Origin of the sequence: Streptomyces pyxinae (assembly GCF_024756275.1) — a bacterium.
Taxonomy (GTDB): domain Bacteria; phylum Actinomycetota; class Actinomycetes; order Streptomycetales; family Streptomycetaceae; genus Streptomyces; species Streptomyces pyxinae.
This window is the reverse complement of sequence record NZ_JANUGQ010000018.1, coordinates 26,233-47,236: the sequence shown is the minus strand read 5'-3', so window position 1 is coordinate 47,236 and position 21,004 is coordinate 26,233. Positions and strand designations below refer to the sequence as shown.

19 protein-coding genes and 1 pseudogene are annotated in these 21,004 nt (G+C 73.7%); 7 read left to right on the top strand and 13 right to left on the bottom strand.

What is annotated here, in order from left to right:
• Positions 1–79: 79 nt before the first annotated feature.
• The 8 genes and pseudogenes from NX801_RS20375 to NX801_RS20340 all read right to left on the bottom strand — a co-directional run bounded on the left by NX801_RS20375 (position 80) and on the right by NX801_RS20340 (position 9,144).
• Entirely contained in the window at positions 80–1,108 is a 1,029-nt protein-coding gene (locus NX801_RS20375; protein WP_258789234.1) for an MCE family protein, read from the bottom strand.
• A complete protein-coding gene (locus tag NX801_RS20370; protein WP_258789233.1) occupies positions 1,105–2,271 on the bottom strand; it encodes an MCE family protein in 1,167 nt (388 codons plus the stop codon). The genes NX801_RS20375 and NX801_RS20370 overlap by 4 nt, the downstream gene beginning before the upstream one ends.
• On the bottom strand, positions 2,268–3,533 hold the full coding sequence (locus tag NX801_RS20365; protein ID WP_258789232.1) for an MCE family protein: 1,266 nt from the start codon (positions 3,531–3,533) through the stop codon (positions 2,268–2,270). The genes NX801_RS20370 and NX801_RS20365 overlap by 4 nt, the downstream gene beginning before the upstream one ends.
• Positions 3,530–4,336 carry an MlaE family ABC transporter permease gene (locus tag NX801_RS20360; RefSeq protein ID WP_258789231.1) on the bottom strand — a complete coding sequence of 269 codons (807 nt, stop codon included), beginning with the start codon at positions 4,334–4,336 and terminating at the stop codon, positions 3,530–3,532. Before NX801_RS20360 ends, NX801_RS20365 begins: the two co-directional genes overlap by 4 nt.
• A gap of 26 nt (positions 4,337–4,362) precedes the next feature.
• Positions 4,363–5,289: an MlaE family ABC transporter permease gene (locus tag NX801_RS20355; RefSeq protein ID WP_258789230.1), complete on the bottom strand. Its 927-nt coding sequence runs from the start codon at positions 5,287–5,289 to the stop codon at positions 4,363–4,365.
• Between the two features lie 182 nt (positions 5,290–5,471).
• A pseudogene (locus NX801_RS20350) lies at positions 5,472–6,407 on the bottom strand (ABC transporter ATP-binding protein); the annotation flags it as partial.
• A 292-nt stretch (positions 6,408–6,699) separates the two neighbouring features.
• A complete protein-coding gene (locus NX801_RS20345) occupies positions 6,700–8,319 on the bottom strand; it encodes a DUF6801 domain-containing protein (protein WP_258789229.1) in 1,620 nt (539 codons plus the stop codon).
• 174 nt (positions 8,320–8,493) lie between these two features.
• The gene (locus NX801_RS20340; RefSeq protein ID WP_258789228.1) at positions 8,494–9,144 is read right to left on the bottom strand and encodes a hypothetical protein; all 651 of its coding nucleotides are present in this window, start codon (positions 9,142–9,144) and stop codon (positions 8,494–8,496) included.
• A 568-nt stretch (positions 9,145–9,712) separates the two neighbouring features.
• Here NX801_RS20340 and NX801_RS20335 point away from each other — a divergent pair.
• On the top strand, positions 9,713–10,933 hold the full coding sequence (locus tag NX801_RS20335; RefSeq protein ID WP_258789227.1) for a PucR-like N-terminal domain-containing protein: 1,221 nt from the start codon (positions 9,713–9,715) through the stop codon (positions 10,931–10,933).
• Between the two features lie 142 nt (positions 10,934–11,075).
• On the top strand, positions 11,076–11,342 hold the full coding sequence (locus tag NX801_RS20330; protein WP_258789226.1) for a hypothetical protein: 267 nt from the start codon (positions 11,076–11,078) through the stop codon (positions 11,340–11,342).
• 127 nt (positions 11,343–11,469) lie between these two features.
• On the opposite strand, the gene NX801_RS20325 is transcribed toward NX801_RS20330, so the two are convergent.
• Positions 11,470–11,919 (bottom strand): YchJ family protein, encoded by a 450-nt coding sequence (locus NX801_RS20325; protein WP_258789225.1) that lies wholly within the window; start codon positions 11,917–11,919, stop codon positions 11,470–11,472.
• Between the two features lie 37 nt (positions 11,920–11,956).
• Positions 11,957–12,874, bottom strand: a complete 918-nt coding sequence (locus NX801_RS30805) for a TetR/AcrR family transcriptional regulator (protein ID WP_309505866.1) — start codon at positions 12,872–12,874, stop codon at positions 11,957–11,959.
• 153 nt (positions 12,875–13,027) lie between these two features.
• Here NX801_RS30805 and NX801_RS20315 point away from each other — a divergent pair, with 153 nt between their 5' ends.
• From NX801_RS20315 to NX801_RS20300, 4 genes are all read left to right on the top strand, one after another.
• The gene (locus NX801_RS20315) at positions 13,028–14,233 is read left to right on the top strand and encodes a cytochrome P450 (RefSeq protein WP_258789224.1); all 1,206 of its coding nucleotides are present in this window, start codon (positions 13,028–13,030) and stop codon (positions 14,231–14,233) included.
• 5 nt (positions 14,234–14,238) lie between these two features.
• Positions 14,239–14,454 carry a ferredoxin gene (locus tag NX801_RS20310; RefSeq protein ID WP_258789223.1) on the top strand — a complete coding sequence of 72 codons (216 nt, stop codon included), beginning with the start codon at positions 14,239–14,241 and terminating at the stop codon, positions 14,452–14,454.
• A 289-nt stretch (positions 14,455–14,743) separates the two neighbouring features.
• A complete protein-coding gene (locus NX801_RS20305) occupies positions 14,744–16,090 on the top strand; it encodes a 6-phospho-beta-glucosidase (protein ID WP_258789222.1) in 1,347 nt (448 codons plus the stop codon).
• Between the two features lie 76 nt (positions 16,091–16,166).
• Complete coding sequence (locus tag NX801_RS20300; RefSeq protein WP_258789221.1) at positions 16,167–18,134, top strand: M64 family metallopeptidase; 1,968 nt, start codon at positions 16,167–16,169, stop codon at positions 18,132–18,134.
• Between the two features lie 40 nt (positions 18,135–18,174).
• On the opposite strand, the gene NX801_RS20295 is transcribed toward NX801_RS20300, so the two are convergent.
• From NX801_RS20295 to NX801_RS20285, 3 genes are all read right to left on the bottom strand, one after another.
• Positions 18,175–18,984: an SAM-dependent methyltransferase gene (locus NX801_RS20295; RefSeq protein ID WP_258789220.1), complete on the bottom strand. Its 810-nt coding sequence runs from the start codon at positions 18,982–18,984 to the stop codon at positions 18,175–18,177.
• Between the two features lie 199 nt (positions 18,985–19,183).
• Positions 19,184–19,420 (bottom strand): DUF397 domain-containing protein, encoded by a 237-nt coding sequence (locus NX801_RS20290; RefSeq protein WP_258789219.1) that lies wholly within the window; start codon positions 19,418–19,420, stop codon positions 19,184–19,186.
• Positions 19,421–20,284 carry a helix-turn-helix domain-containing protein gene (locus NX801_RS20285; RefSeq protein ID WP_258789218.1) on the bottom strand — a complete coding sequence of 288 codons (864 nt, stop codon included), beginning with the start codon at positions 20,282–20,284 and terminating at the stop codon, positions 19,421–19,423.
• 210 nt (positions 20,285–20,494) lie between these two features.
• Here NX801_RS20285 and NX801_RS20280 point away from each other — a divergent pair, with 210 nt between their 5' ends.
• Entirely contained in the window at positions 20,495–20,956 is a 462-nt protein-coding gene (locus NX801_RS20280) for an ATP-binding protein (protein WP_258789217.1), read from the top strand.
• The last annotated feature ends 48 nt before the right edge of the window (positions 20,957–21,004 follow it).

Below are 21,004 nucleotides of genomic sequence, written 5' to 3'. Positions count from 1 at the left end.
GCGCCTCCGGTGGTCCGGCGGGAGGGCACCCGGGGGCCTCGGTGGCTGACCGGGCACGGGGCTGTCCTCGTACGGGCGTTCACCGGGCGCCTCCGGTGGGTTTCGGTGGCATGCAGCCGGTGGACGGGGGTGTGCCGGGGGCCAGGTAGTCGCGGGGCACCAGGCCGCAGACATAGGTGTCCAGCCAGCGGCCGTTGCCCAGGGTGTTGCCGAGCAGCCGGTAGTAGGGGCCGGCGAGGGCGAGGGTTCGGTCGAGTCCGGTGCGGTTCTTCAGCAGCACCCCGGTGACCCGGCTCAGCGCGTCGAGCGCCGGCTTCAGCTGCCGGTCGTTGTCCCGGACCACGCCGGTGAGGTGGGTGCCCAGGTCGCGGGCGCCGGTGAGGAGCAGATGGATGGCGTCCCTGCGGGCTTGGATCTCACCGAGCAGCAGGTCGCCGTCCCGCAGCAGGGCCTCGACGTTGTCGTTCCGGCCGGCCAGGGTGCTGGTGACCTTGCGGGTCTCGGCCAGCAGCCGGACGAGCTGGGCGTCGCGGGAGGAGACCGTACGGGAGAGCGCGGCGAGTCCGGTGGCGGCGCTGCGCACATCGGGGGCGGCGTCGGCGAAGGTGGCGGAGAGGGCATCGAAACTGGCGGCGAGCCGCTCGGTGTCGAGCGCGTCGATGGTCCGGCCCAGTCCGGTCAGGGCCTGGGTGACGTCGTACGGGGAGGTGGTGCGGGTGGCCGGGATGCGGGTGCCGGGCGGCTGGGCGCGGGCGCCGAGCGGGTCGAGCGCCAGATACTTCTCGCCCAGCAGGGTCTTGACGGCGATGGCGGCGGTGCTGGTGTCCCCGACCCAGGTGTCCTCGTCCACCTCGAAGGAGACGGCGACCTTGGCCCCGTCGAGCCGGACGCCGGTCACTTCCCCGACCTTCACCCCGGCGATCCGTACCTCGTCGCCCGTGTCGAGCCCGGCGGCCTCGGTGAAGTCGGCGGTGTAGCCGGTGCCGCCGCCGAACGCGTCGGCCCGGTAGGCGCCGAACGCGACGAGGGCGAGGAGGAGCAGGCCGACGAGGCCGACGGCGACCGGGTCGCGTTCCCGTACGGGGCGGAAGAGCGGGCGGCGGGTCATGCGCGGCACCTCGATTCCGTGATCGCCACGCCGGTGGGCGGCGGGGAGCCGTCGGTGGTGGTGACGCCGGTGACCCGGGCCTCGCAGAGATAGAGGTTGAGCCAGGAGCCGTAGGAGGCGAGCCGGCCGACGGCCGTCATCTTCTCCGGCGTCCTGCGCAGGAAGTTCTCGATCTGCGGAGTGGCGGCGCCCAGTTGGCCGGAGAGCCGGCCCAGTTCCCGGATGTCCTGCTTGAGCGGGGCCCGGCCGTCCGCCAGCAGTCCGGCGGTGCTGGTGGTGAGTTCCCCCAGGGCGGCGACGGCCCGGCCGAGCGGGGCGCGGTCGGTGGCGAAGCCCGTGACCAGCTTCTGGAGGGTGACGACGAGTTCGTTGAAACCGGCCTCCCGGGTGTTGACGGTGGCGAGGACGGTGTTGAGGTTCTTGACGACTTCCCCGATCACCCGGTCCTTGGCGGCGACCGTGCCGGTCAGTGACCCGATGTGGCGGAGCAGCGAGTCCACCGTTCCGCCGTCGCCCTGGAGCACCTGCACCAGCGAGCCGGCGAGCCCGTTGACCTCTTTCGGGGACAGGCCCTCGAAGAGCGGCTGGAAGCCGTTGAAGAGCTGGGTGAGGTCGAGCGCCGGGGTGGTGCGCTCCAGTGGGATGAGCGCCCCGGCGGGCAGGGTGCCGCCGACCGGTCCCGGCCCCCGGTCCAGGTCGATGTAGCGCTGGCCGACCATGTTGAGGTACTTGATGGCGGCGGTGGCCGAGGCGGGGAGGGTACGGCCCTTCCGGACGGCGAACCGCACTTCGGCCACCCGCCGTTCGGCGACCCGGACGGATTCCACCTGGCCGACCTTCACCCCGGCGATGCGCACACTGTCCCCGGCGACCAGGCCGGTGACGTCGGTGAAGCGGGCGCGGTACGACACGGTGTCCCCGACGCCCTTGTTGGCGACCGAGAAGGCCAGCACGGTGGTGGCGACCACGGTGACCACCACGAACACCAGCGACTTGAGCAGCGGCCCGGCGAGCGAGCGGCGGCGGGCTCCGGGCGGGGGCGCGGTGCTCCCGGCCCGGCTCCGGCCGGGTCTCCGGAAGAGAGTCCTTCGCGCGGAGGTCTTCGCGGAGGTCGTGGAGGCGGTCGCGGAGGTCTTCCCGGGAGTGTTCGGAGGGAGGGTCATCGCAGGGTCACCTCCGCTCCCCGGAAGGCGGGACCGGTGAGCACGGAGCTCCAGTCGGGCAGGGTGCCGGGCGCGGCCCGCAGGCCGGGGGCGAGCAGTTCATTGACGAGCTGGTTCTCCTGCGGCGAGTTGGGCAGCCCGAGTCCCGGGGCGTCGGGCGCGGGCGGGGCCCCGGCGGCGGTCCGGGCGGGGGCCGCGGCGCCGGTGTAGGGGACGGCGTAGCAGTGGGCGGTGGCACCGCCGGTGCCGTACCCGGGAGTGTCCTCGCCGGGCACGTACCGGCCGAGCGAGGGGACGGTGCGGAGGGTGATGTGCAGACCGGGTCGGTCGGTGCCCTTGCCGAGCGCCTTGTCCATGGCGGGGACGAATCCGGCCAGGGTGCGCAGGGTGCAGGGGTACGCCCCCGAGTGCCGGGCCAGCGTCTCCAGGGTGGGCCGGGAGACGGCCGAGAGCCGGATCAGGGTGTCCTGGTTGCGCCGGAGGAAGCCGGTGAGGTCCCGGGCGGCCGTGGTGGCGGAGCCGTACAGCTCGGCCAGCCGGGCCTGTTCGTCCGCCAGGGTGGTACTGGTGGTGGTGAGGTCGGTGAGCGCGTCCAGGATGCCGGGGGCGGCGTCGGCATAGGCGTGGCTGACCCGGACCAGACGGTTGATGTCCCGGTTGAGGGTGGGGAGTTGGGGATTGAGCCGGGCGAGGTGGGCGTCCAGGGTGACCAGGGTGCGGCCGAGCTGGTCGCCCCGGCCCCGGAGGGCGCCGGCGACGGCGGTGAGGGTGGCGGAGAGCTTCTCCGGCCGGACGGCGGTGAGCAGGGGCAGCACCCGGTCCAGGACCTGTTCCAGCTCGACGGCGTTGGCGGACCGGTTCCGGGGGATGACGGCACCGGCCGCCAGCGCGGGCCCGGTGGGGTCGCCGGCCGGCGGGACCAGGGCGACGAACCGCTCCCCGAAGAGGGTGGTGGGCAGCATCTGGGCGGTGACCCCGGCGGGTATCCGGGCCAGCCGGTCCGGGGCGACGGCCAGGGTGAGCCGGGCGCCGGAGCCGTCGGACTCGATCTTCCGCACCTCGCCGACGACCACCCCGCGCAGCTTCACCTCGGCGCCCCGGTGCATCTCGTTGCCCGCGCTGCCGGTGAGCACGGTGACGGTGGCGTCGCGGCTGAACTCCTTGCCGTACACCGCCACCGCCAGCCAGGCCAGCAGACAGGGCACGAGCAGGAACACCACCCCGGCGAGCCGCCGGCGGACGGTCGGGGCCCCGGCCATCATCCGGCCACCTTCACGGTCGTGGTCGCGCCCCAGATGGCGAGCGACAGAAAGAAGTCGGTGACACTGATGAGCACGATCGCGTTCCGCACCGAGCGGCCCACCGCGACCCCGACACCCGCCGGACCGCCCTCGGCGCGGAAGCCGTAGTAGCAGTGGGCGAGGATCACCATCACACTGAAGATCAGCACCTTGAGGACGGAGAGCAGCACGTCGTCCGGGGAGAGGAAGAGATTGAAGTAGTGGTCGTAGGTGCCGGCCGACTGCCCTTTGAAGAGGACGGTGACCGCGCGGGAGGCGACATAGGAGGAGAGCAGCCCGATGGCGTAGAGCGGGATGATCGCCACCACTCCGGCGATGATCCGGGTGGTGACCAGATACGGCAGCGAGCGGACGCCCATCGCCTCCAGCGCGTCCACCTCCTCGTTGATCCGCATCGCGCCGAGCTGGGCGGTGAAGCCCGCGCCGACGGTGGCGGAGAGGGCCAGTCCGGCGACGAGCGGGGCGATCTCCCGGGTGTTGAAGTAGGCGGAGACGAAGCCGGTGAAGGCGGAGGTGCCGATCTGGTCGAGGGCCGCGTATCCCTGGAGCCCGACGACGGTGCCGGTGAACAGGGTCATCGCGATCATCACGCCGATGGTGCCGCCGATGACGCCGAGCCCGCCGCTGCCGAACGCCACCTCGGCGAGCAGCCGCTGCACCTCCCGCAGATAGCGGCGCAGGGTGCGCGGGATCCAGAGCAGCGCCCGTGCGTAGAAGAGCAGTTGATCGCCGGAGCGGTCGAGCCAGGTGAGCGGGGAGGCCATCTCAGTCTCCCTTCGGGGACGCCATCTCAGGCCCCCTTCGCGGGCACGATCTGGAGGTAGATCGCGGTGAGGACCATGTTGACGAAGAAGAGCAGGAGGAAGGTGATGACGACGGACTGGTTGACGGCGTCACCGACTCCCTTCGGTCCGCCGCGCGGGTTCAGTCCCCGGTGCGCGGCGACGATCCCGGCGAGGAAGCCGAAGATCAGCGCCTTGATCTCGCTGATCCAGAGGTCGGGAAGCTGGGCGAGGGCGGAGAAGCTGGCGAGGTAGGCGCCGGGGGTGCCGTCCTGGAGGATGACATTGAAGAAGTAGCCGCCCAGGGTGCCGACCACCGAGACCAGCCCGTTGAGCAGCACGGCTACCAGCATGGTGGCGAGGACCCGCGGGACGACCAGGCGCTGGACGGGCGAGACCCCCATCACCTCCATGGCGTCCAGCTCCTCGCGGATCTTCCGGGAACCGAGGTCGGCGCAGATGGCGGAGCCGCCGGCCCCGGAGATCAGCAGCGCCACGATGAGCGGGCTGGCCTGCTGGACGACGGCGAGCACACTGGCGCCGCCGGTGAACGACTGGGCGCCCAGCTGCTGGGTGAGCGAACCCACTTGGAGCGCGATGACGGCGCCGAACGGGATGGACACCAGGGCGGCGGGCAGGATGGTCACACTGGCGATGAACCAGAACTGCTCGATGAACTCGCGGAGTTGGAACGGCCTCCGGAAGGTCTCCCGGGTGACGGTGGCGGCCAGGGTGAAGAGCCGGCCGGTCTCGCGCAGCGGGGCGAGCAGCCGGCCGCCCCTCCGCCCGGGCCGACCCGGTCCGCGCCCGCCCCGGCGGCGGCCGGGACCGGATCCGGGACCCGATCCGGGACCGGGCTCGGAACCGGGGCCTGGCGGGGTCGCCGGGCGGGTGGTGGCGGTGCGCTCGGGCCGCACGGGCAGCTCGGCGGTCACAGGGCGCCTCCGCCACCGGCCGGCGCGTGCCGCCGGCTCCGGCTCTGGTCCTGGCCCTCGCGCTCCCCGTGCCCCCGGTCGTGGTCCTGGCCCGCGTCCTCGCCGCGCCCCCGGTCGTGGTCCTGGCCCGCGCCCTGGCCGTGGCCCTGGCCATGGCCCCAGTTCTCGCCCTGGCCCTGGAGGATCGCCGCGCGGGCCGGCTCCGGGAGGTCGGCGAGCATGGCGAGCACCCGGGCGCGCCGGCGCTCCACCGCCGCCCGCTCCGGCAGCCCCGGCGAGGGCTGGAGCTGCGGCGCGAGCACCCGGGGCGCGGGGGCGGGCGCGACGTGCCGCTCCTGGGCGAGGGTGGCGGCGTCCTTCTCCTCCGACATCCCGATCGGCCCCTCGCGCCGCCCGCTGAGGAATTGCGCCACCACCGGTTCGTCACTGGTGAGCAGGACCTCGCGCGGGCCGAAGGTGACCAGGTTGCGCCGGTAGAGCATGCCCATGTTGTCCGGGACCGTCGAGGCGATGTCCAGATTGTGGGTGACGATCAGCATGGTGGCGTCGATCTGGGCGTTGAGGTCGATGAGCAGCTGGGAGATGAAGGCCGTCCGGACCGGATCGAGCCCGGAGTCGGGTTCGTCGATGAGGATGATCTGCGGGTCCAGCACCAGCGCCCTGGCCAGCCCGGCGCGCTTGCGCATCCCGCCGGAGATCTCCCCGGGCAGCCGCGACTCGGCGCCGAGCAGACCGACCATCTCCATCCGCTCCAGCACGATCCGGCGGATCTCGCCCTCTTTCTTGCGGGTGTGCTCCCGGAGCGGGAAGGCGATGTTGTCGTAGAGGCTCATCGAGCCGAAGAGGGCCCCGTCCTGGAACATCAGCCCGAAGAGCCTGCGGACCGCGTAGATGTCCCGCTCGGGGCTGTTGATCATGTCGACGCCGTCGACCAGGACCCGGCCGCGCTCCGGTTTGAGCAGTCCGACGAGGGACTTCAGAAACACGGTCTTGCCGGTGCCCGAGGGCCCCAGCATCACGCTCACCTCGCCGGCGGGCAGCGTCAGGGTCACGTCCTGCCAGATGTTCTGTCCGCCGAAGGACTTGGTCAGTCCCTCGACCACCACTTCTGTTCCCACCGCGACTCCCGGAGGCTGTTCCGCCCCGCACGCCGGGGCGTGCCGGGCCGAGGCGCTGACGAAAAGCTGAGGTGCCGGCACCTGGGGTGCGGGCACGGGCGAAGGTCCACCGGCGCGCGCACGGTACGTTCGGTCACCGGCCGTGGACAAGCGTTCTGCGGCGGGTGGTGCGGACCGCGCCGGCCACCCCGGTTTCCTTGTCATCCGGTGACAAGGAGCTCCCGGGACTTTGTGCTCCGGTGCGCGAACTCCGCGCCACCGCCGGGGGCCGCCGGCCGGGTCACCACCCGGGTCATCGTTCGGGCTTCGGTCGGGGCGGGTCGGGGCAGAACTCGGGCTGGCCGGGCGAACACAGCACTCCCTGGGTCATCTTGACGAAGTTGCCGGGCCCGGAGAGCGCGGCGGTGAAGATCCGGTCCAGGTCCTCGGTGGCCCCGCAGCCGCTGAACTCGGGGATGGTCGCGGTACCGGTGAGCGGCCCGCCGGTGACCACGGTGTAGCCGTGCGGCTCGCCCTCGGTGTCGTACCAGCCCTGCCCCCGCAGGGTGAGACGCATGGGACGGGCGGTGCGGCAGGCGGGTCCCACGTCGAGCGGGGTGCCGTTGACCCGGACGCCGGAGAGCCTGATCGACACGTCTCCGGTCGCCTCGGTGACCTCGGAGAACTGCCCGGACGGCGAGAAATAGCTGCCGGTGGCGATCTCCAGCCGGCCCTTCAGGGTCAGTTCCGCCGTGGCGGTGGTCGGCATGAATCCGAAGGTGAGGAACGTGGAGCGGACGGGCGGCAATTGCGGCTTGCCCCGGTAATCGAAGGTGCCGTCGCTGTACATGGTGAATAGCAGTCCGTCGGTGCGCGGGCACTGGTAGACCTGGGTCGCCTTCGCCATATTGACCCGCATCAGCCCCGGGTCCTTGATGAACATGGCGGCCTTCAGTTTGCGGACGTTGGAAAATCCGGCGAGATACCCGTGACTGGGTTTCGGGTCCTGTTTCACCGGGGGGTTTTCCACGCAGTCGGCCACCGCCCGGCCGGTTTTCCGGGCGTCCGGCCCGTCGTTCCCGGCGCCCTGTCCTCCGCCCGTGCCCGGGCCGGCCGCCGGGGGTCTCCCGGGCGTTCCGCCGGTCTCCTGGCCGCCGGCCGGCCGTCCCGGACCGGTGCCGCCGGTGGGGGCCGGCGCGGGCCGGGGGCCCTGTGCCGAGCCGGCCGGCGGGTCGGCCGTGGGGGGCGCGGAGGGACCGGCCGGCCCCGGGCGGGGCCGTACGGCGACGGTCGCCAGCGTGGTGTCCTGGTCCGGCGCCGGGGCGCAGGCCACCGGCAGTGCGGACGGGTCGGTGGCGGCGCCGTCCACGGAGCGCGGCAGCAGGTCCAGGGAGAGCGCACCGGTGGCGAGGCTCAGCGGGCCGCCGGTCCTGGGGGTCACCGCCGGTACGGCGCCCGAGGCGGTCAGGGTGAGGCCGCCGGCCGGGGGGATCGCGGTGTCGGGGACGGCGAGTTGGGCCCACTCCGTCTCCGCCGCCTGCCCGTCCTGGGTGACCCGGGTGGTCAGCCGGGCCGCGCCCGCCGCTTCGGCCGCGCCGAGCGCCCGCAGCTCCGCGGCCGCCTCCTCCGGCAGCCGCAGTGCCACCGCGACCCGCTCCGCGCGGACCGGCTGCCCGGCGGTGGTCTCCCGGGGCAGCGCGGCGGTGACCGCCACCGTGGCCGGGTGTTCACCGCCGGGCAGCCGGCAGCGGTAGGCGAACTCCCGCTCCACCGCCTGCTCCCCGCCGGCCCCGGCCGCTCCGGCATCGGCGCCGGCACCGGGGAGCAGCCCCGCCACCAGGACGACACCGCCGACCGCCGCCGTACGGGCTCCCGCCCGGTACCGCCGGCCGCGGTCACCCGTCGTACCGCCGCCGTTCCCGGCGCTGTTCATCGTTCCCCCTCGTTCCTGGCCGGTGAACCGGTCGTGGCCGGTGAACCGGTCATGTCCCGTTCGCGTGGCCGGTGGTCGACGCCCCGGCCGTGCGGGCCCCGGGCGTGAGTGGTGCCCCGCTCGCGCGGCCGGTGGGTTCCGGCCGCGCGGCCCGGCCTGCCGGCCGGTGTTCTGTCACGGACTGGTGACGGTGATGGCGGGGGTCACCTGGTACTTGGCGCCGAACTTGGCCTTGTTGCCGGTGTTGATGAGGCCGGCGCAGGCCCCCGAAGCGGCCGTGACGGTCAGCGCGGGCGTCGCGTCGGGCACGATCTCCAGCACACCGGTGTTGCTGTAGCTGCCGGTGTTGGCGGAGCCCTCGATGGTCGCGGTGCAGGTGCCGAGCAGGCTGGTGCCGGTGAGGTTCACCTTGATGCTCGTCAGCGTGCCCTTGGTGACACCGCCCGCGTAGCTCACCCCGTTGAGCTTCATGGGCTGCGCGGACGACGAGACCCACTTGGAGCCGAGCGGGCCGTTGCACTTGTTGGCGGTGGTGCCGAACGTGGCACTGGCGATGGTGGCCAGTCCGGCCCCGCTCGCGTACGTGCCGTCCACCGCCGTGCCGTTGGCGCCGTAGACGGCGCAGGTGATGGTGGCCCCGGTGGTCACATTGGTGAGCACCGCCGAGACCCCGGAGGTGTTGACCGCGGTGAAGGTGTCATTGGCCGAGGGGTTGCTGACGGTCCACGTCGCCTGGGGGGTGGCGGACGCGGTGGTGACGGCGGCACCCGCCGCCGTCATGAGCGCGGCGGCGGTTATCGCGGTAATTCTGGTCGTACGTCGCACGGGCTGTTCCCTCCTGAGGGGAGTCGGGCGTACCTGATGCACCGCTTTTCGCCCATGGGTTATGCTCCGACGCGTAGCGAAATGGGGGTCGGAGCTCCGGCACGGAGCGAAAAGCGGAGGCGGCTCACTTCACGGGACGCGGCGCCGATTTTCACCGGACACCAGGTCGAGCACGTTGCGCGATTGACGCTACGAGTGGGTAACCAGCCGCGCAATACGGGACCGTAAGTTTTCCCCGACACCCGTACCGGCCGGTATTTTCTTGTCCGCGGCGCAACAGGTCCGCTCGGTTTTTTGTACGGAAGTGAGCACCGGCGGCCGGCGGACGCGGGCCGGGCCCCCATGGCTCCGGCCACGGTCGGGGTTCGGCCAGATCCGTGGCGCGGGCGCCCGCGGCTGTCCCAACTGCTGCGCGGGCGGCCGGTCCTGGTCTATGTTCGGCTCCCACGCCCCACCCGGTGCCCGCCCGGTCCCGCCTCGGGCCGCGCCGGTCCGGGACGCCGCCGCCACCGCCGCCCGTGCCCCGCCCACCCCCACCGGACAGCCCGGAGAACGAGGGGACACCCGCATGCCCAGAACCACCCAGCCCTCGGACGCGGGCGAGCCGCTCGGCCCGCTGCCGCAGGAGTTCGCCGCCATCATCCGCCCCGAACTGCCGAGTCTCATCAAGGAGATCGGCTTCGAGGTCACCCGTGCCTACCCCGAGTACGCCCGGCTGATGAGCGGTCCGCACGGCCAGGCGGTGCGGCTCTGCGTGGAGCAGAGCACCTCGGCCTTCGTTGAGCAGGTCGCCTCACCCGCCGCCCCCACCACCCTGCGGGACGAGCTGTGCCGCCGCTTCGGGCGGTTCGAGGCATACGAGGGGCGGACGCTGGAGAGCCTCCAGGGGGCGTACCGGCTGGGGGCACGGGTGGCACTGCGGCGGGTGAAGAAGGTCGGCCGGCGCTACCACCTCTCCCCCACGCTGATGCTCAGCTTCGCCGACGCCCTCTTCGCCTACATCGACGACCTGGAGGGGCTCTCCCGCGAGGGCTATCTGGAGGTGCGGTCGCACTCCGCCGAGAAGTCCGAGACGGTCCGCCGGCGTCTGCTCCATCTCGTACTGGCCGGGCCGCCAGTCCCGCACACGGCCCTCGCGGAGCTGTGCGAGCAGACCGGCTGGACGCTGCCGAAGGAGGTGACCCTCGTCGCGCTGCGCTCCCCGGCCGAGGTGACCAGGACCGCGCTGGACGACGACGTCCTGGTGGACCTCGGGGACCCCCAGCCGCATCTGCTGGTACCCGGCCCGGTGGACGAGGAGCGGGGACGGATGCTGGAGAAGGCGCTCCCGGCGGCCCGGGGCGCCATCGGTCTGACGGTGCCGGTCGCCTCGGCGGCCGACTCGATCCGCTGGGCGCGGCGGCTGCTGGAACTGGTGGACGGGGGCGTGGTCCCGGACGCCCCGCTGATGCGCTGCGCCGACCACCTGGTCTCGCTCTGGCTGCTGGCCGACCCCGCGCTGATGGAACAGCTGGCCGCCCGTGAACTGGCGCCGCTCGCCGGGCTCACGACGACCCGGCGGGAGCGGCTGGTCGAGACCCTGCGGGTGTGGCTGGACACCCGGGGAACGGCGGCGCAGATGGGCGAGTTGCTCGCCGTGCACCCGCAGACCGTGCGCTACCGGATGCGCGGTCTTGAGCAGCGGTTCGCCGGCCGGCTCGCCGACCCGGAGACCCGGTTCGCCACCGAGGCGGTGCTGCGGGCGCTGCGGTTACGCGACCGCCGGCGCCGGGAGGCCGCCGAATCCTAGTGGCCCGGGACGGGTGAGCCAAACGGTTGCAGCACAGATACAAAGCCTTGGGATAAACGTGAACCTGATGCTGTACCCATGGAGGGAGCACAGCAAACAGTCGGCTGCCCCAGCAGCGCGCCGCAGCAGCGAAGGACTTCACGTGACCGCGTCGCCTCTCGTCCCCGTCCCGATCCCCGATCGCGTCGCCGCCCTGATCGGGTCGTGCATGCCGATCGGCATTCTCCAGGCGGAGGTCGACGCCGAGTGCGCCGCACGGGAGGCGCACCGCTTCCGCGCCCCGCTCTGCCCGGAGGACCAGGCCGACCGGGAGCACGCTCTCGCCGCCCTGGCCCGGGCCAACAAGGTGCTCGCCGCCTACAACCCCGGGCTCGTCCTGCGGCCGGGCGGCGGGCTGTTCAGCCACTGAGACGCGCGGTCCGGAAGCCCCGGAGCCGTACGGGAGTGTGCTCCGTACGGCCCCGGGGCGCCGGTACACCGGCACCTCGGCACAGCGGCCCGTCGGCACACCGGTCCGCCACCGGCCCAGCGGTACGTCAGTCGGTGAACGTGCCGTCGAGGTACACCCAGGCGCCGCCCTCCTTGGTGAACCGGCTGCGTTCCCGGAGGGCGCCGGGGGTACCCCGGTGGGTGTACCGGGCGGTGAAGGCGACCGTACCGGTGGTGTGGAACAGGGAGCCCTCGGAGGTCTCCGTGATCTCCAGCCCCGCCCAGCGCAGTTCGGGGTCGAAGTCCACGGCGGGCGGCCGGGTGGCGGCCGCCCAGGTGCGGAGCAGATACGGCTCGTCCCGGACGACGAAGGCGCAGTACCGGGAGCGCATCAGCAGCTCGGCGGTGGGCGCGGTGGCCCGGCCGTCGTGGAACCGGCCGCAGCAGTCGGCGTATCCGGCGGGCAGCCCGCAGGGGCAGGGCGAGCCGGGACGTACGGCGGTGGGTTCCGGTCCGGGGCCGGCGGAACGGCGAGCGCGGGTGGTGCGTCGGGACATGCCCCCATTGTGCCCGGTCGTGCCCGGGCCGCCGGCTTCACGCCCCGCCCCGCCCGCATCGCCCGCCGCCGCCGTCACGACCGTCACCACCGTCACCGTCACCGTCACCGTCGCGGTCGTGGTCACCGCCGCCACCGTCACCGTCACGGGCGTCACCACCGTCGCGTTCGTGGTCGGCACCGCCGCCGGGGTTACCGCGGTCGTGGTCACCGCTGCCGTCGCCGCCGCTGAGCAGTTGCCGCAGCGCGCCGGTGACCAGGTGGCACACCCGGTCCGGATCGGCGTCGGCCAGCGCCCGGCGGCCGACGACCACCCGCAGCAGACCGATGCCCAGCAGCCAGGAGAGGGCCAGATCGGCGCGGAGGGCACGGTCCTCGGACCCGGAGAGCGAGGCGAAGACCCGGGCGTAGTCGTCGCCCAGCTCCGTCACGGCGGCCGGCACCTCACCGCCGCCGATCGACCGCAGCAGGGTCTCCAGCGACCGTCCGGCGTCCGCCTCGCCCTCCGCCGGTGACTGGAGCATGGCCCGCAGCACCACATCGACCAGGTCTTCCGGCGGGGTGCCGCGCAGCTGCTCCTGTCCGTCGCGCGCCACCACCTCGCCGAACAGCCCCTGCTTGGACCCGAAGTAGCGGAAGAGCAGCGCCTGGTTGACCTCGGCGCGGGCGGCGATCTCCCGTACCGTGGCGCGCTCGTAGCCGCGCTCCGCGAAGAGCCCGGAGGCCGCGGCGAGCAGCCGCTCCCGGGTCGAGGCCGCTCCGTTCTGCCGGGGGGCGTCCGGGTCCCGCTCCGGTCCGCCGCCGGGTGCTTCCGGCCGCCGCCGTTCACCGGGACCGATGCCCCGCACGGGGTCCCGGGGCCCCGGCTCCCCACCCGCCGGAACCGTCCGGGCCTCCGGATCCGGGGCCTCCGGCACCACCGCCGCACCCGCCGCTCCGGGCCCTCCCGACGTCACCCGCGCACCTCCACCACGTCCCGTACCCCTGCTCCACGACGGCTTCCGGCCATTCCCGGCCCTCGGCAACCGGGCTTCCCGGACGCCCCGTTGACCGGCCGTGCGGCCAACTCTAGGTTCGTAAGCAGCTGCTTACACAAGGGAGGCCGAGCGATGTCGACCACAGCGGAGACCGCGGCGGAGCAGTCCCCGGTGCCGTACCCGTTCAACGAACCCGCCGGGCTCGACCTGGCGGAGGCGTACACGGCGGCACTGGACCGGCCGGGGCTGTTACGCGTCCGGATGACGTACGGCGAGCCCGCCTGGCTCGCCACCCGGTACGAGGACGCCCGACTGGTCCTGGGCGACCGGCGGTTCAGCCGCGCGGAGGGGCAGCGGCACGACGAGCCCCGGCAGTCCGAGGAGCGGCGGGACAGCGGCATCCTGGGCATGGACCCGCCCGGGCACACCCGGCTGCGCACCCTGGTGGCCCGGGCGTTCACCGTCCACCGGGTGGAAAAACTGCGGCCGGCGGTGCGGGAGCTGGCGCACGGGCTGCTGGACGAGCTGGAGGCGGCGGGGCCGCCGGCCGACCTGGTGGACCGGTACGCCCTGCCGATCCCGGTGGCGGTCATCTGCCGGATGCTCGGGGTGCCCGAGGAGGACCGGCCGAGATTCCGGGAGTGGAGCGACGCGGCCCTCTCCACCAGTTCGCTCACCCCCGAGGAGTTCGCCCGGAACCAGGAGGAACTGCGGGCCTACATGGCGGGGTTGATCGAGGAGCACCGCCGCAGCCCGCGCCCGGACCTGATGACCGGACTGATCGAGGCCCGGGACACCGGTGACCGGCTCTCCGAGCTCGAACTGATCGACCTCTGTGTGGGCATCCTCGTCGCCGGCCACGAGACGACGGCCAGCCAGATCCCCAACTTCGTGCACGCCCTGCTGGACCACCCGGACCAGTGGAAGCTGCTGCGGGAGCGGCCGGAACTGATCCGGGGCGCGGTCGAGGAGCTGATGCGGTTCGTGCCGCTCGGCAGCGGGGCCGCCTTCCCCCGGTACGCGACCGAGGACGTGGAGGTCGGCGGCACCCTGGTACGCGCGGGCGAGCCGGTGCTGGTGGCGGTGGGCGCGGCCAACCGGGACGCCCTGCGGTTCACCGCGCCCGGCCGGCTGGACGTGACCCGGACCGGGGTGCAGCATCTGGGCTTCGGCCACGGGGTGCACCACTGTCTGGGCGCGCCGCTGGCCCGGCTGGAGCTCCAGGAGGCGCTGGCCGCGCTCCTCGCCCGCTTCCCCGGCCTGCGGCTGGCGGGCGATGTGGCCTGGAAGAACCAGATGCTGGTACGCGGCCCCCGGGTCATGCCGGTCGGGTGGTGACCGCGATGTCGTGGACCACTGAGGTCGACCGGCACCAGTGCATGGGCTCGGGTATCTGCGTCGGCATAGCGCCGCACCTCTACCGGCTCAAGGACTACCGGGCCGAGCCGGTGCGGCGGGAGATCGACCCGGACGAGAGCGCGCTGGAGGCCGCCGAGGTCTGCCCGGCCCTGGCCATCCTGGTACGGGACGGCGACCGGGTGGTGGGCCCGCAGCCCTGAGCCGCCGGGGCCCGGGCCGGGGCCCTCGGGTCCGGTCCGGGCCGCCGGTGCATGCCCGCGCCCGGGGCCGGTACGGCCGGTGCCTCGGATCCGGTCCGGGCGCCGGTCCGTGCCCGCGCCCGGGGCCGTTCCGGTCCGGTGCCCTCGGGTGCCGTCCGGCCCGCCGGCCCTTGTCCGCGCCATGGGCCGGCGCATGCGGGCCCCGGCCCGGTGCTCCGGGGTCGTTTCGGCACGTCCGGCGCGCGGGGCCGTTCCGGCTGCCCGGCCCGGCCCCGGTAGCGTGGCGCGCATGAGGCTGACGATTCTGGGCGGCGGCGGGTTCCGGGTGCCGCTGGTCCACCGGGCGCTGCTGAACGACCGGGCGCCGGGCCGGGTCACCGAGGTGGTGCTGCACGATGTGGACGCCGGCCGGCTGGCGGCGATCGGCGCGGTGCTGGCCGAGCAGGCGGCGGGGGTCCCGGACGCGCCGGCGGTGACCGCGACGACCCTGCTGGACGAGGCGCTGCGCGGCGCCGACTTCGTGTTCTCGGCGATCCGGGTGGGCGGGCTCGCGGGCCGGGCGGCCGACGAGCGGGTGGCGCTGGATCTCGGGGTGCTCGGGCAGGAGACGGTGGGCGCGGGCGGCATCGCGTACGGGCTGCGCACGGTTCCGGTGGCCATGGCGCTGGCGCACCGGATCGCGGAGCTGGCCCCGGCGGCCCATGTCATCAACTTCACGAATCCGGCCGGTCTGGTGACCGAGGCGATGGCCCGGGTGCTGGGCGGCCGGGTCACCGGCATCTGCGACTCGCCGGTGGGTCTAGCCCGGCGGGTGGCCCGGGCGCTGGGGGTGGACCCGGCGGCGGCGTCGCCCGACTACGTGGGGCTGAACCACCTGGGCTGGCTGCGCGGGCTGCGGGTGGCCGGCCGGGACGAGCTCCCCCGGCTGCTGGCGGACGAACGGGCGCTGGGCTCCTTCGAGGAGGGCGAGCTGTTCGGCGCCGACTGGCTGCGGTCGCTGGGCGCGGTGCCCAACGAGTATCTGCACTACTACTACTTCAACCGCGAGACGGTCGGCGCCTACCGGTCGGCCGGGCGGACCCGGGGCGCCTGTCTCCGGGACCAGCAGGCCGGGTTCTACGCCACCGCCGGCCGGCCGGGCACCGGGGCGCTGGACGCCTGGCACCGGACCCTGGCCGACCGGGAGGCCACCTACATGGCGGCCAACCGGGCGGCGGCCGGGGCCGGCGGCCGGGCCGGTGAGGACCTGGAGCCCGGCGGGTACGAGGGGGTGGCACTGGCGCTGATGCGGGCCATCTCCCGGGACGAGCCCGCCGAGTTGATCCTCAACGTCCGCAACGGTACGACCCTGCCGGTGCTGGACGCGGACGCGGTGGTGGAGGTGGTCTGCCGGGTGGACGCCGCCGGCGCCCGGCCGCTGCCCACCGCGCCGCTGCCGGCCCACGCGGTGGGTCTGGTGACCTCGGTGAAGGCCGTGGAGCGGGAGATCATGGCCGCGGCCGACGCCGGTTCCCGGTCCGCCGCCGTACGGGCCTTCGCCCTCCACCCGCTGGTGGACTCCGTGTCGGTGGCCCGCCGGCTGCTCGACGGCTATGTGGCGGCCCACCCCCAACTCGCCTACCTGGCCCGGCACTGACGCGCCGGCGGAGGCGTACGGAACGGCTCACCGCACGGTTTACGGCGGCCCCGCGGCGACCGTACGCTCCGGCTCCATGACCGCTCTCGACCGCACCCGACCACCCGTCCGCCCCGCGGGCACCCGCCCGCGCCGGGTCGCCGGGGCCACCGCCCGCCGCAGGGCCGGGGCCCTGCTCTCGGCGGCCCTCCTGCTCGCCACCGGGCTGCTGGCCGCCGGCCCCGCCGCCGCCCGGGAGGGCGCCCGGGACGGCGCCGCCGCCGCGCCGGCCGGCACGGTGGTGCCCGTACAGACCACCGGCCCCGCCGACAAGCGCTTCAATCTCGTCCTGCTGGGCGACGGCTACACCGCCGCCGAACTTCCCCGGTTCCGGGCCGATGTGGCCGAGCACCTCAATGTGCTCTGGAGCGTCGAGCCGTTCGCCTCGTACCGCTCCTACATCAATGTCTGGGCCGTCGAGACCCCGTCCCCCGAGTCCGGGGTGGACTGCGACCCCGGCCTTGACGCGCCGCGCCGGAACACCCCGCTGGGGATGGCGTTCTGGGGCGACTGCGACCCGGGCAGTGTGCAGCGGCTGCTCACCGTGAACACCCGGGCGGCCGACGCGCTGGCCGATCTGGTGCCCGGGACGAGCGCCGCCAACCGGCAGATCGTCGCCCTCGCCCACAGTGACACCTACGGCGGCGCGGGCGGCACCCATGCCACCGCCTCCGGCGGCAACGCCCTCTCCGCGCTGATCACCCCGCACGAGCTGGGCCACTCGCTGGGCGGCCTCCAGGACGAGTACGACTACTACGCCCGGGGCGTCCCCGGCGGCACCTACCAGGACGGCGAGCCCGGCTCCGTCCACCACACCCTGCTGACCGAACGGCAGATGCGCGAGCAGCGGGCCAAGTGGTGGCGGTGGCTGGACGAGCCGAGCGAGTCCGGCGGCACCGTCGGCCGGTACGAGGGCGGGCTCTACAGCACCCGGGGCGTCTGGCGGCCGAGCCGGCACTCGATGATGAAGACCCTCGGCTACGCCTTCGACCAGGTGGAGCGCGAGGTGATGGTGCGGGCCGTCTCGGCCAAGGTGAACCTGGTGCAGGGCCACACCCCGAACACCGCGCCGATCGGGACGGACCGCACCGTCTGGGTGGAGACCCTGCACCCGGTGGGCGGCGCGCTGGACGTGGTCTGGCGGCTGGACGGCCGGAAACTGCCCACCCATGGCTCCCGCACCGTGGACCTGCGCGGGCTGCGGCCGTCCCCCGGCACCCACACCCTCACCGCCACGGTCACCGATCCCACGCCGTTCGTCCGCGACCCGGCGGTCCGCCGCTCCGCCGCGCTGACCCGCACCGTCACCTGGACCGTGGACACCCGTGCGACCACCCCCCGGGAGCCGGTGGCCGCCGCGTTCACCGGACACACCGACACCGGTACCCCGGTGGGCGCCCGGGCCACGGTGTACGCCGACACCACGCACCCGGCCGACCGCCGGCTCGCCGTCCACTGGCGGCTGGACGGCCGCGCGCCGGCCACTACCGGCAACGACCGGGACCTCGACCTGGCCGCGCTGCGGCTGCGTCCCGGCACCCACACCCTGACCGCCCGGATCGCCGGCACCGGCCGGGAGCTGCGCTGGACGGTGGACGCCACCCCGGCCCGGGCGGCGTACCGGGTCTCGAAGCCACTGCGCACGGTGCACCGCCCCGGGCGGCCCGTGGAGTACGTCTACGACGGCCCGTTCACCCTGGGCCTCACCGCCCGGGACGACCAAGCCGGTCCGGTGGTACGGCAGTTCCGGGTGGACGGCGACGGCTGGTACACGTACTACGGCTGGCCCACCGACGCCGACGCGCCGTTCCGCTTCACCCCCGGCGGGACCGAGGTGGACGGCCTGGTCTACGGCAAGCTGGGCACCCCGCGCGTGGTGCCCTGGGACGACGCCGCTCCGGAGTACGGCACCCACCGGATCGAGTACCGCACCGTCGACCCGGCCGGCAACACCGGCCCGGCCCGGAGCTTCCTGGTGACCCTGGTCCCGCCGAAGACTCCCTGACCGGATACCGGAAGGCGGGGCCGGAACTCCCCGGCCCCGCTCAGGGCTTGCGGGCCACCGCCGCGTACCCGGGGATCGGGGCGTCGCCGCCGACCGGGACCGGCTCGCCCAGCTCGGGGTGCCACTCGGCGGTCAGGCTCACCCCGGGCTCCACCAGTTCGAGCCCCTCGAAGAACCGCGCGAACTCCGCCCGGCCGCGCAGCCGCAGGGTCAGCCCGCGCTCCTGGTACATCGCCTGGGCCCTGGCCGCGCCCTCCGGGTCGAAGTCGCCGGTGACCTGCGACAGCACCAGGTAACTCCCCGGCGCCAGCGGCTCGATGAGCTTGCGCACCAGTTCGTACGCCCCCTCCTCGTCGTCCAGGAAGTGCAGCAGGGCCAGCAGCGAGAGCGCCACCGGCCGGCCGAAGTCCAGTATGGTGCTCGCCTGTTCGAGGATCGCCTCGGGATCCCGGGCGTCGGCCTGGATGTACGAGGTGGCGCCCTCCGGCGTGGACCGCAACAGCGCCTCGGCGTGGGCGAGCACGATCGGGTCGTTGTCGCAGTAGACGATCCGGGCGTACGGAGTCACCTGCTGGGCGATCTGGTGGAGATTGGGCTCGGTCGGGATGCCGGTGCCGATGTCCAGGTACTGGTGGACCCCCGCCGCCCCCACCCAGCGGGTGGCGCGGTGCATGAACGCCCGGTTGACCCGGGCCATGTCCCGCCCCCGCGCGTCCAGCGTGAGCAGCTGCCGGGCCATCTCCTCGTCCACCGGATAGTTGTCCTTGCCGCCCAGGAACCAGTCGTACATCCGGGCCGGGTGCGGCTTGCTGGTGTCGATCCGCACGGGGGACGATTCGGAGAGGGTCATCGGGCGGCTCCTGTGGTCGGCAGGACGGGGACGGGTCGGACGGAGAATACGGCCCGGCGGCCCGGCGGCGCGAGGACTTCCGGCGGACCCGCCCCTGTTCGGGGACACCCCGTACGGGCGGCCGCGAAGCCGCCCGCGCACAGCACCGGGCCGGACCCGCGCGGCGCCCCGGATCCGGCCCGTTCCTCCGTACCGCCCGTCAGCTCACCAGGAAATCGGCCTTCCCCGACTTGGCCCCCTGGATGAACGCGGCGATCTCGCCATGGGTGTAGATGAGCGCGGGCCCGTCCGGATCGGCGGACTGCCGGACGGCGATCCGCCCGTCGGCCAGTCTCATGGCCTCGACGCAGTTGCCCCCGTTCCCACCGCTCCACGGCTTGTGCCATCCGTCGGCGCCGAGTTCGGCGGCGGGCATGCCGTTGTATATGGGGTCCATTCACAGCTCCTTGCGGAGTTCCCGGAGGATCTCCTTGGTACGTTGCGCGGTGGCGGCCTGCGCCGCCATGCGGTCCATGACCTCCAGGTGGACGGCCACCTCGGGGCGCGCGTCGAGATAGACCGCGCCGGTCAGGTACTCGCTGTAGACCATGTCCGGAAGCTCCGGCACGGCGAATCGGAAGAGCACGAACGGGCCGTACGTGCCGGGGTGGTGCCCCGAGGAGAACTCGGCGAGCTGGAGGGTGATGTGCGGCCGCTCCGCCTCCTCGATGAGCCGGTCGAGCTGCCCGCGCATGATCTCCGGCCCGCCGCCCACCGGCCGGCGCAGCACCGTCTCATCCATGATCACCCAGAATCTGGGCGCGTCGGTCCTGGCGAGCAGCTCCTGTCTCCGCATGCGCAGCGCCACATGGCGCTCGATGTCCTCATGGCCGATCTGGCCGACGGCCCCACCACGCAGGATGGCCCGGGCGTACTCCTCGGTCTGGAGCAGCCCCGGCACGAACTGCGGCTCGTACGCCCGGATGACGCTGGCGGCGCCCTCCAGGCTCACGTACATGCTGAACCAGCCGGGCAGCACGTCGTGGAACCGCTGCCACCAGCCGGGCCGGTTGGCGTCCTCGGCCAGCTGTACGAAGCCCTCGGCCTCACCGGCGGGCACGCCGTACGCCTGCAGCAGGAGCTGTACGTACGGGATCTTCAGCGCGACCTCGGCGGTCTCCATCCGGCGGATCGTCGCCGGGGCGACCCGGAGCACCTTCGCGGCCTGCTCCCGCTTCAGGCCCGCTCGCTCCCGCAGATCCTGCAGTCGCTTGCCGAGTACGACCTGACCCACGGTGGGGGCGGACCGCGGCTCGCTCACTTGAGACCTCCCCACGCGCTGTTTTCGATGAGTGTGCCATGCGATCACCGTTCCGGACAGCGCACTCTGCATTTTCCAGAGTGGCACTTGCCAAGTGTCCGGGACGGGAGGAAAGTGTTCCGGTGAACCGCGTTGAGAACCAGTTCACGAGGCTGCCGCGCGCCACGGGAGAGGCGAGCCGGCGCCGCTCCCCACGTTAGGAAATCGGTCGTGGTCCCTGGCAATGCCCTCACCCCCCGGCCCACCGCTCCGCGACCGCAGACCGCCGATGTCCGGCGTTTCGCCTTCGAGCTGCCCGCCCACGCCGAGGCGGTGGCCAGAGCGCGCCATCTGGTGGAGGAGCGCCTTCTCCTCTGGGAGATAGCCGCCGAGATCTGCGACGCGGTGACCCTGGTCGTCTCCGAGCTCTTCACCAACGCCGTGGTGCACACCATGAGCGGCCGGGTGGTCTGCGAGCTGCGGGACGGCGGCGAGCGGCTGCGGGTCGCCGTGCAGGACGAGGGCTGTCCCGCCTCGGGACCGCGGCTGAGCAGGAGCTGCCCCGAGGAGGGGGGCCGGGGACTGATGCTGGTGGACGCGGTGAGCAGCGCCTGGGGCGCCCACGAGGCGCGGCACGGGGCCGGCCGGGTGGTCTGGGCCGAGCTGCCGCACGACACGGCCGGACCGTGCTGAGCCCGGTGACCGCGCTGCTGGCCGCCAAGGCCCGGCGCGACCGTCGCT

Coding starts and splice junctions, on each gene's coding strand:
- NX801_RS20325 (WP_258789225.1), bottom strand. CDS start 11,919: ATGTCCCGACGCACCACCCGCGCTCGCCGTTCCGCCGGCCCCGGACCG.
- NX801_RS20370 (WP_258789233.1), bottom strand. CDS start 2,271: ATGACCCTCCCTCCGAACACTCCCGGGAAGACCTCCGCGACCGCCTCC.
- NX801_RS20290 (WP_258789219.1), bottom strand. CDS start 19,420: ATGGACCCCATATACAACGGCATGCCCGCCGCCGAACTCGGCGCCGAC.
- NX801_RS20310 (WP_258789223.1), top strand. CDS start 14,239: ATGTCGTGGACCACTGAGGTCGACCGGCACCAGTGCATGGGCTCGGGT.
- NX801_RS20335 (WP_258789227.1), top strand. CDS start 9,713: ATGCCCAGAACCACCCAGCCCTCGGACGCGGGCGAGCCGCTCGGCCCG.
- NX801_RS20315 (WP_258789224.1), top strand. CDS start 13,028: ATGTCGACCACAGCGGAGACCGCGGCGGAGCAGTCCCCGGTGCCGTAC.
- NX801_RS20300 (WP_258789221.1), top strand. CDS start 16,167: ATGACCGCTCTCGACCGCACCCGACCACCCGTCCGCCCCGCGGGCACC.
- NX801_RS20345 (WP_258789229.1), bottom strand. CDS start 8,319: ATGAACAGCGCCGGGAACGGCGGCGGTACGACGGGTGACCGCGGCCGG.
- NX801_RS20375 (WP_258789234.1), bottom strand. CDS start 1,108: ATGACCCGCCGCCCGCTCTTCCGCCCCGTACGGGAACGCGACCCGGTC.
- NX801_RS20360 (WP_258789231.1), bottom strand. CDS start 4,336: ATGGCCTCCCCGCTCACCTGGCTCGACCGCTCCGGCGATCAACTGCTC.
- NX801_RS20295 (WP_258789220.1), bottom strand. CDS start 18,984: ATGACCCTCTCCGAATCGTCCCCCGTGCGGATCGACACCAGCAAGCCG.
- NX801_RS20365 (WP_258789232.1), bottom strand. CDS start 3,533: ATGATGGCCGGGGCCCCGACCGTCCGCCGGCGGCTCGCCGGGGTGGTG.
- NX801_RS20305 (WP_258789222.1), top strand. CDS start 14,744: ATGAGGCTGACGATTCTGGGCGGCGGCGGGTTCCGGGTGCCGCTGGTC.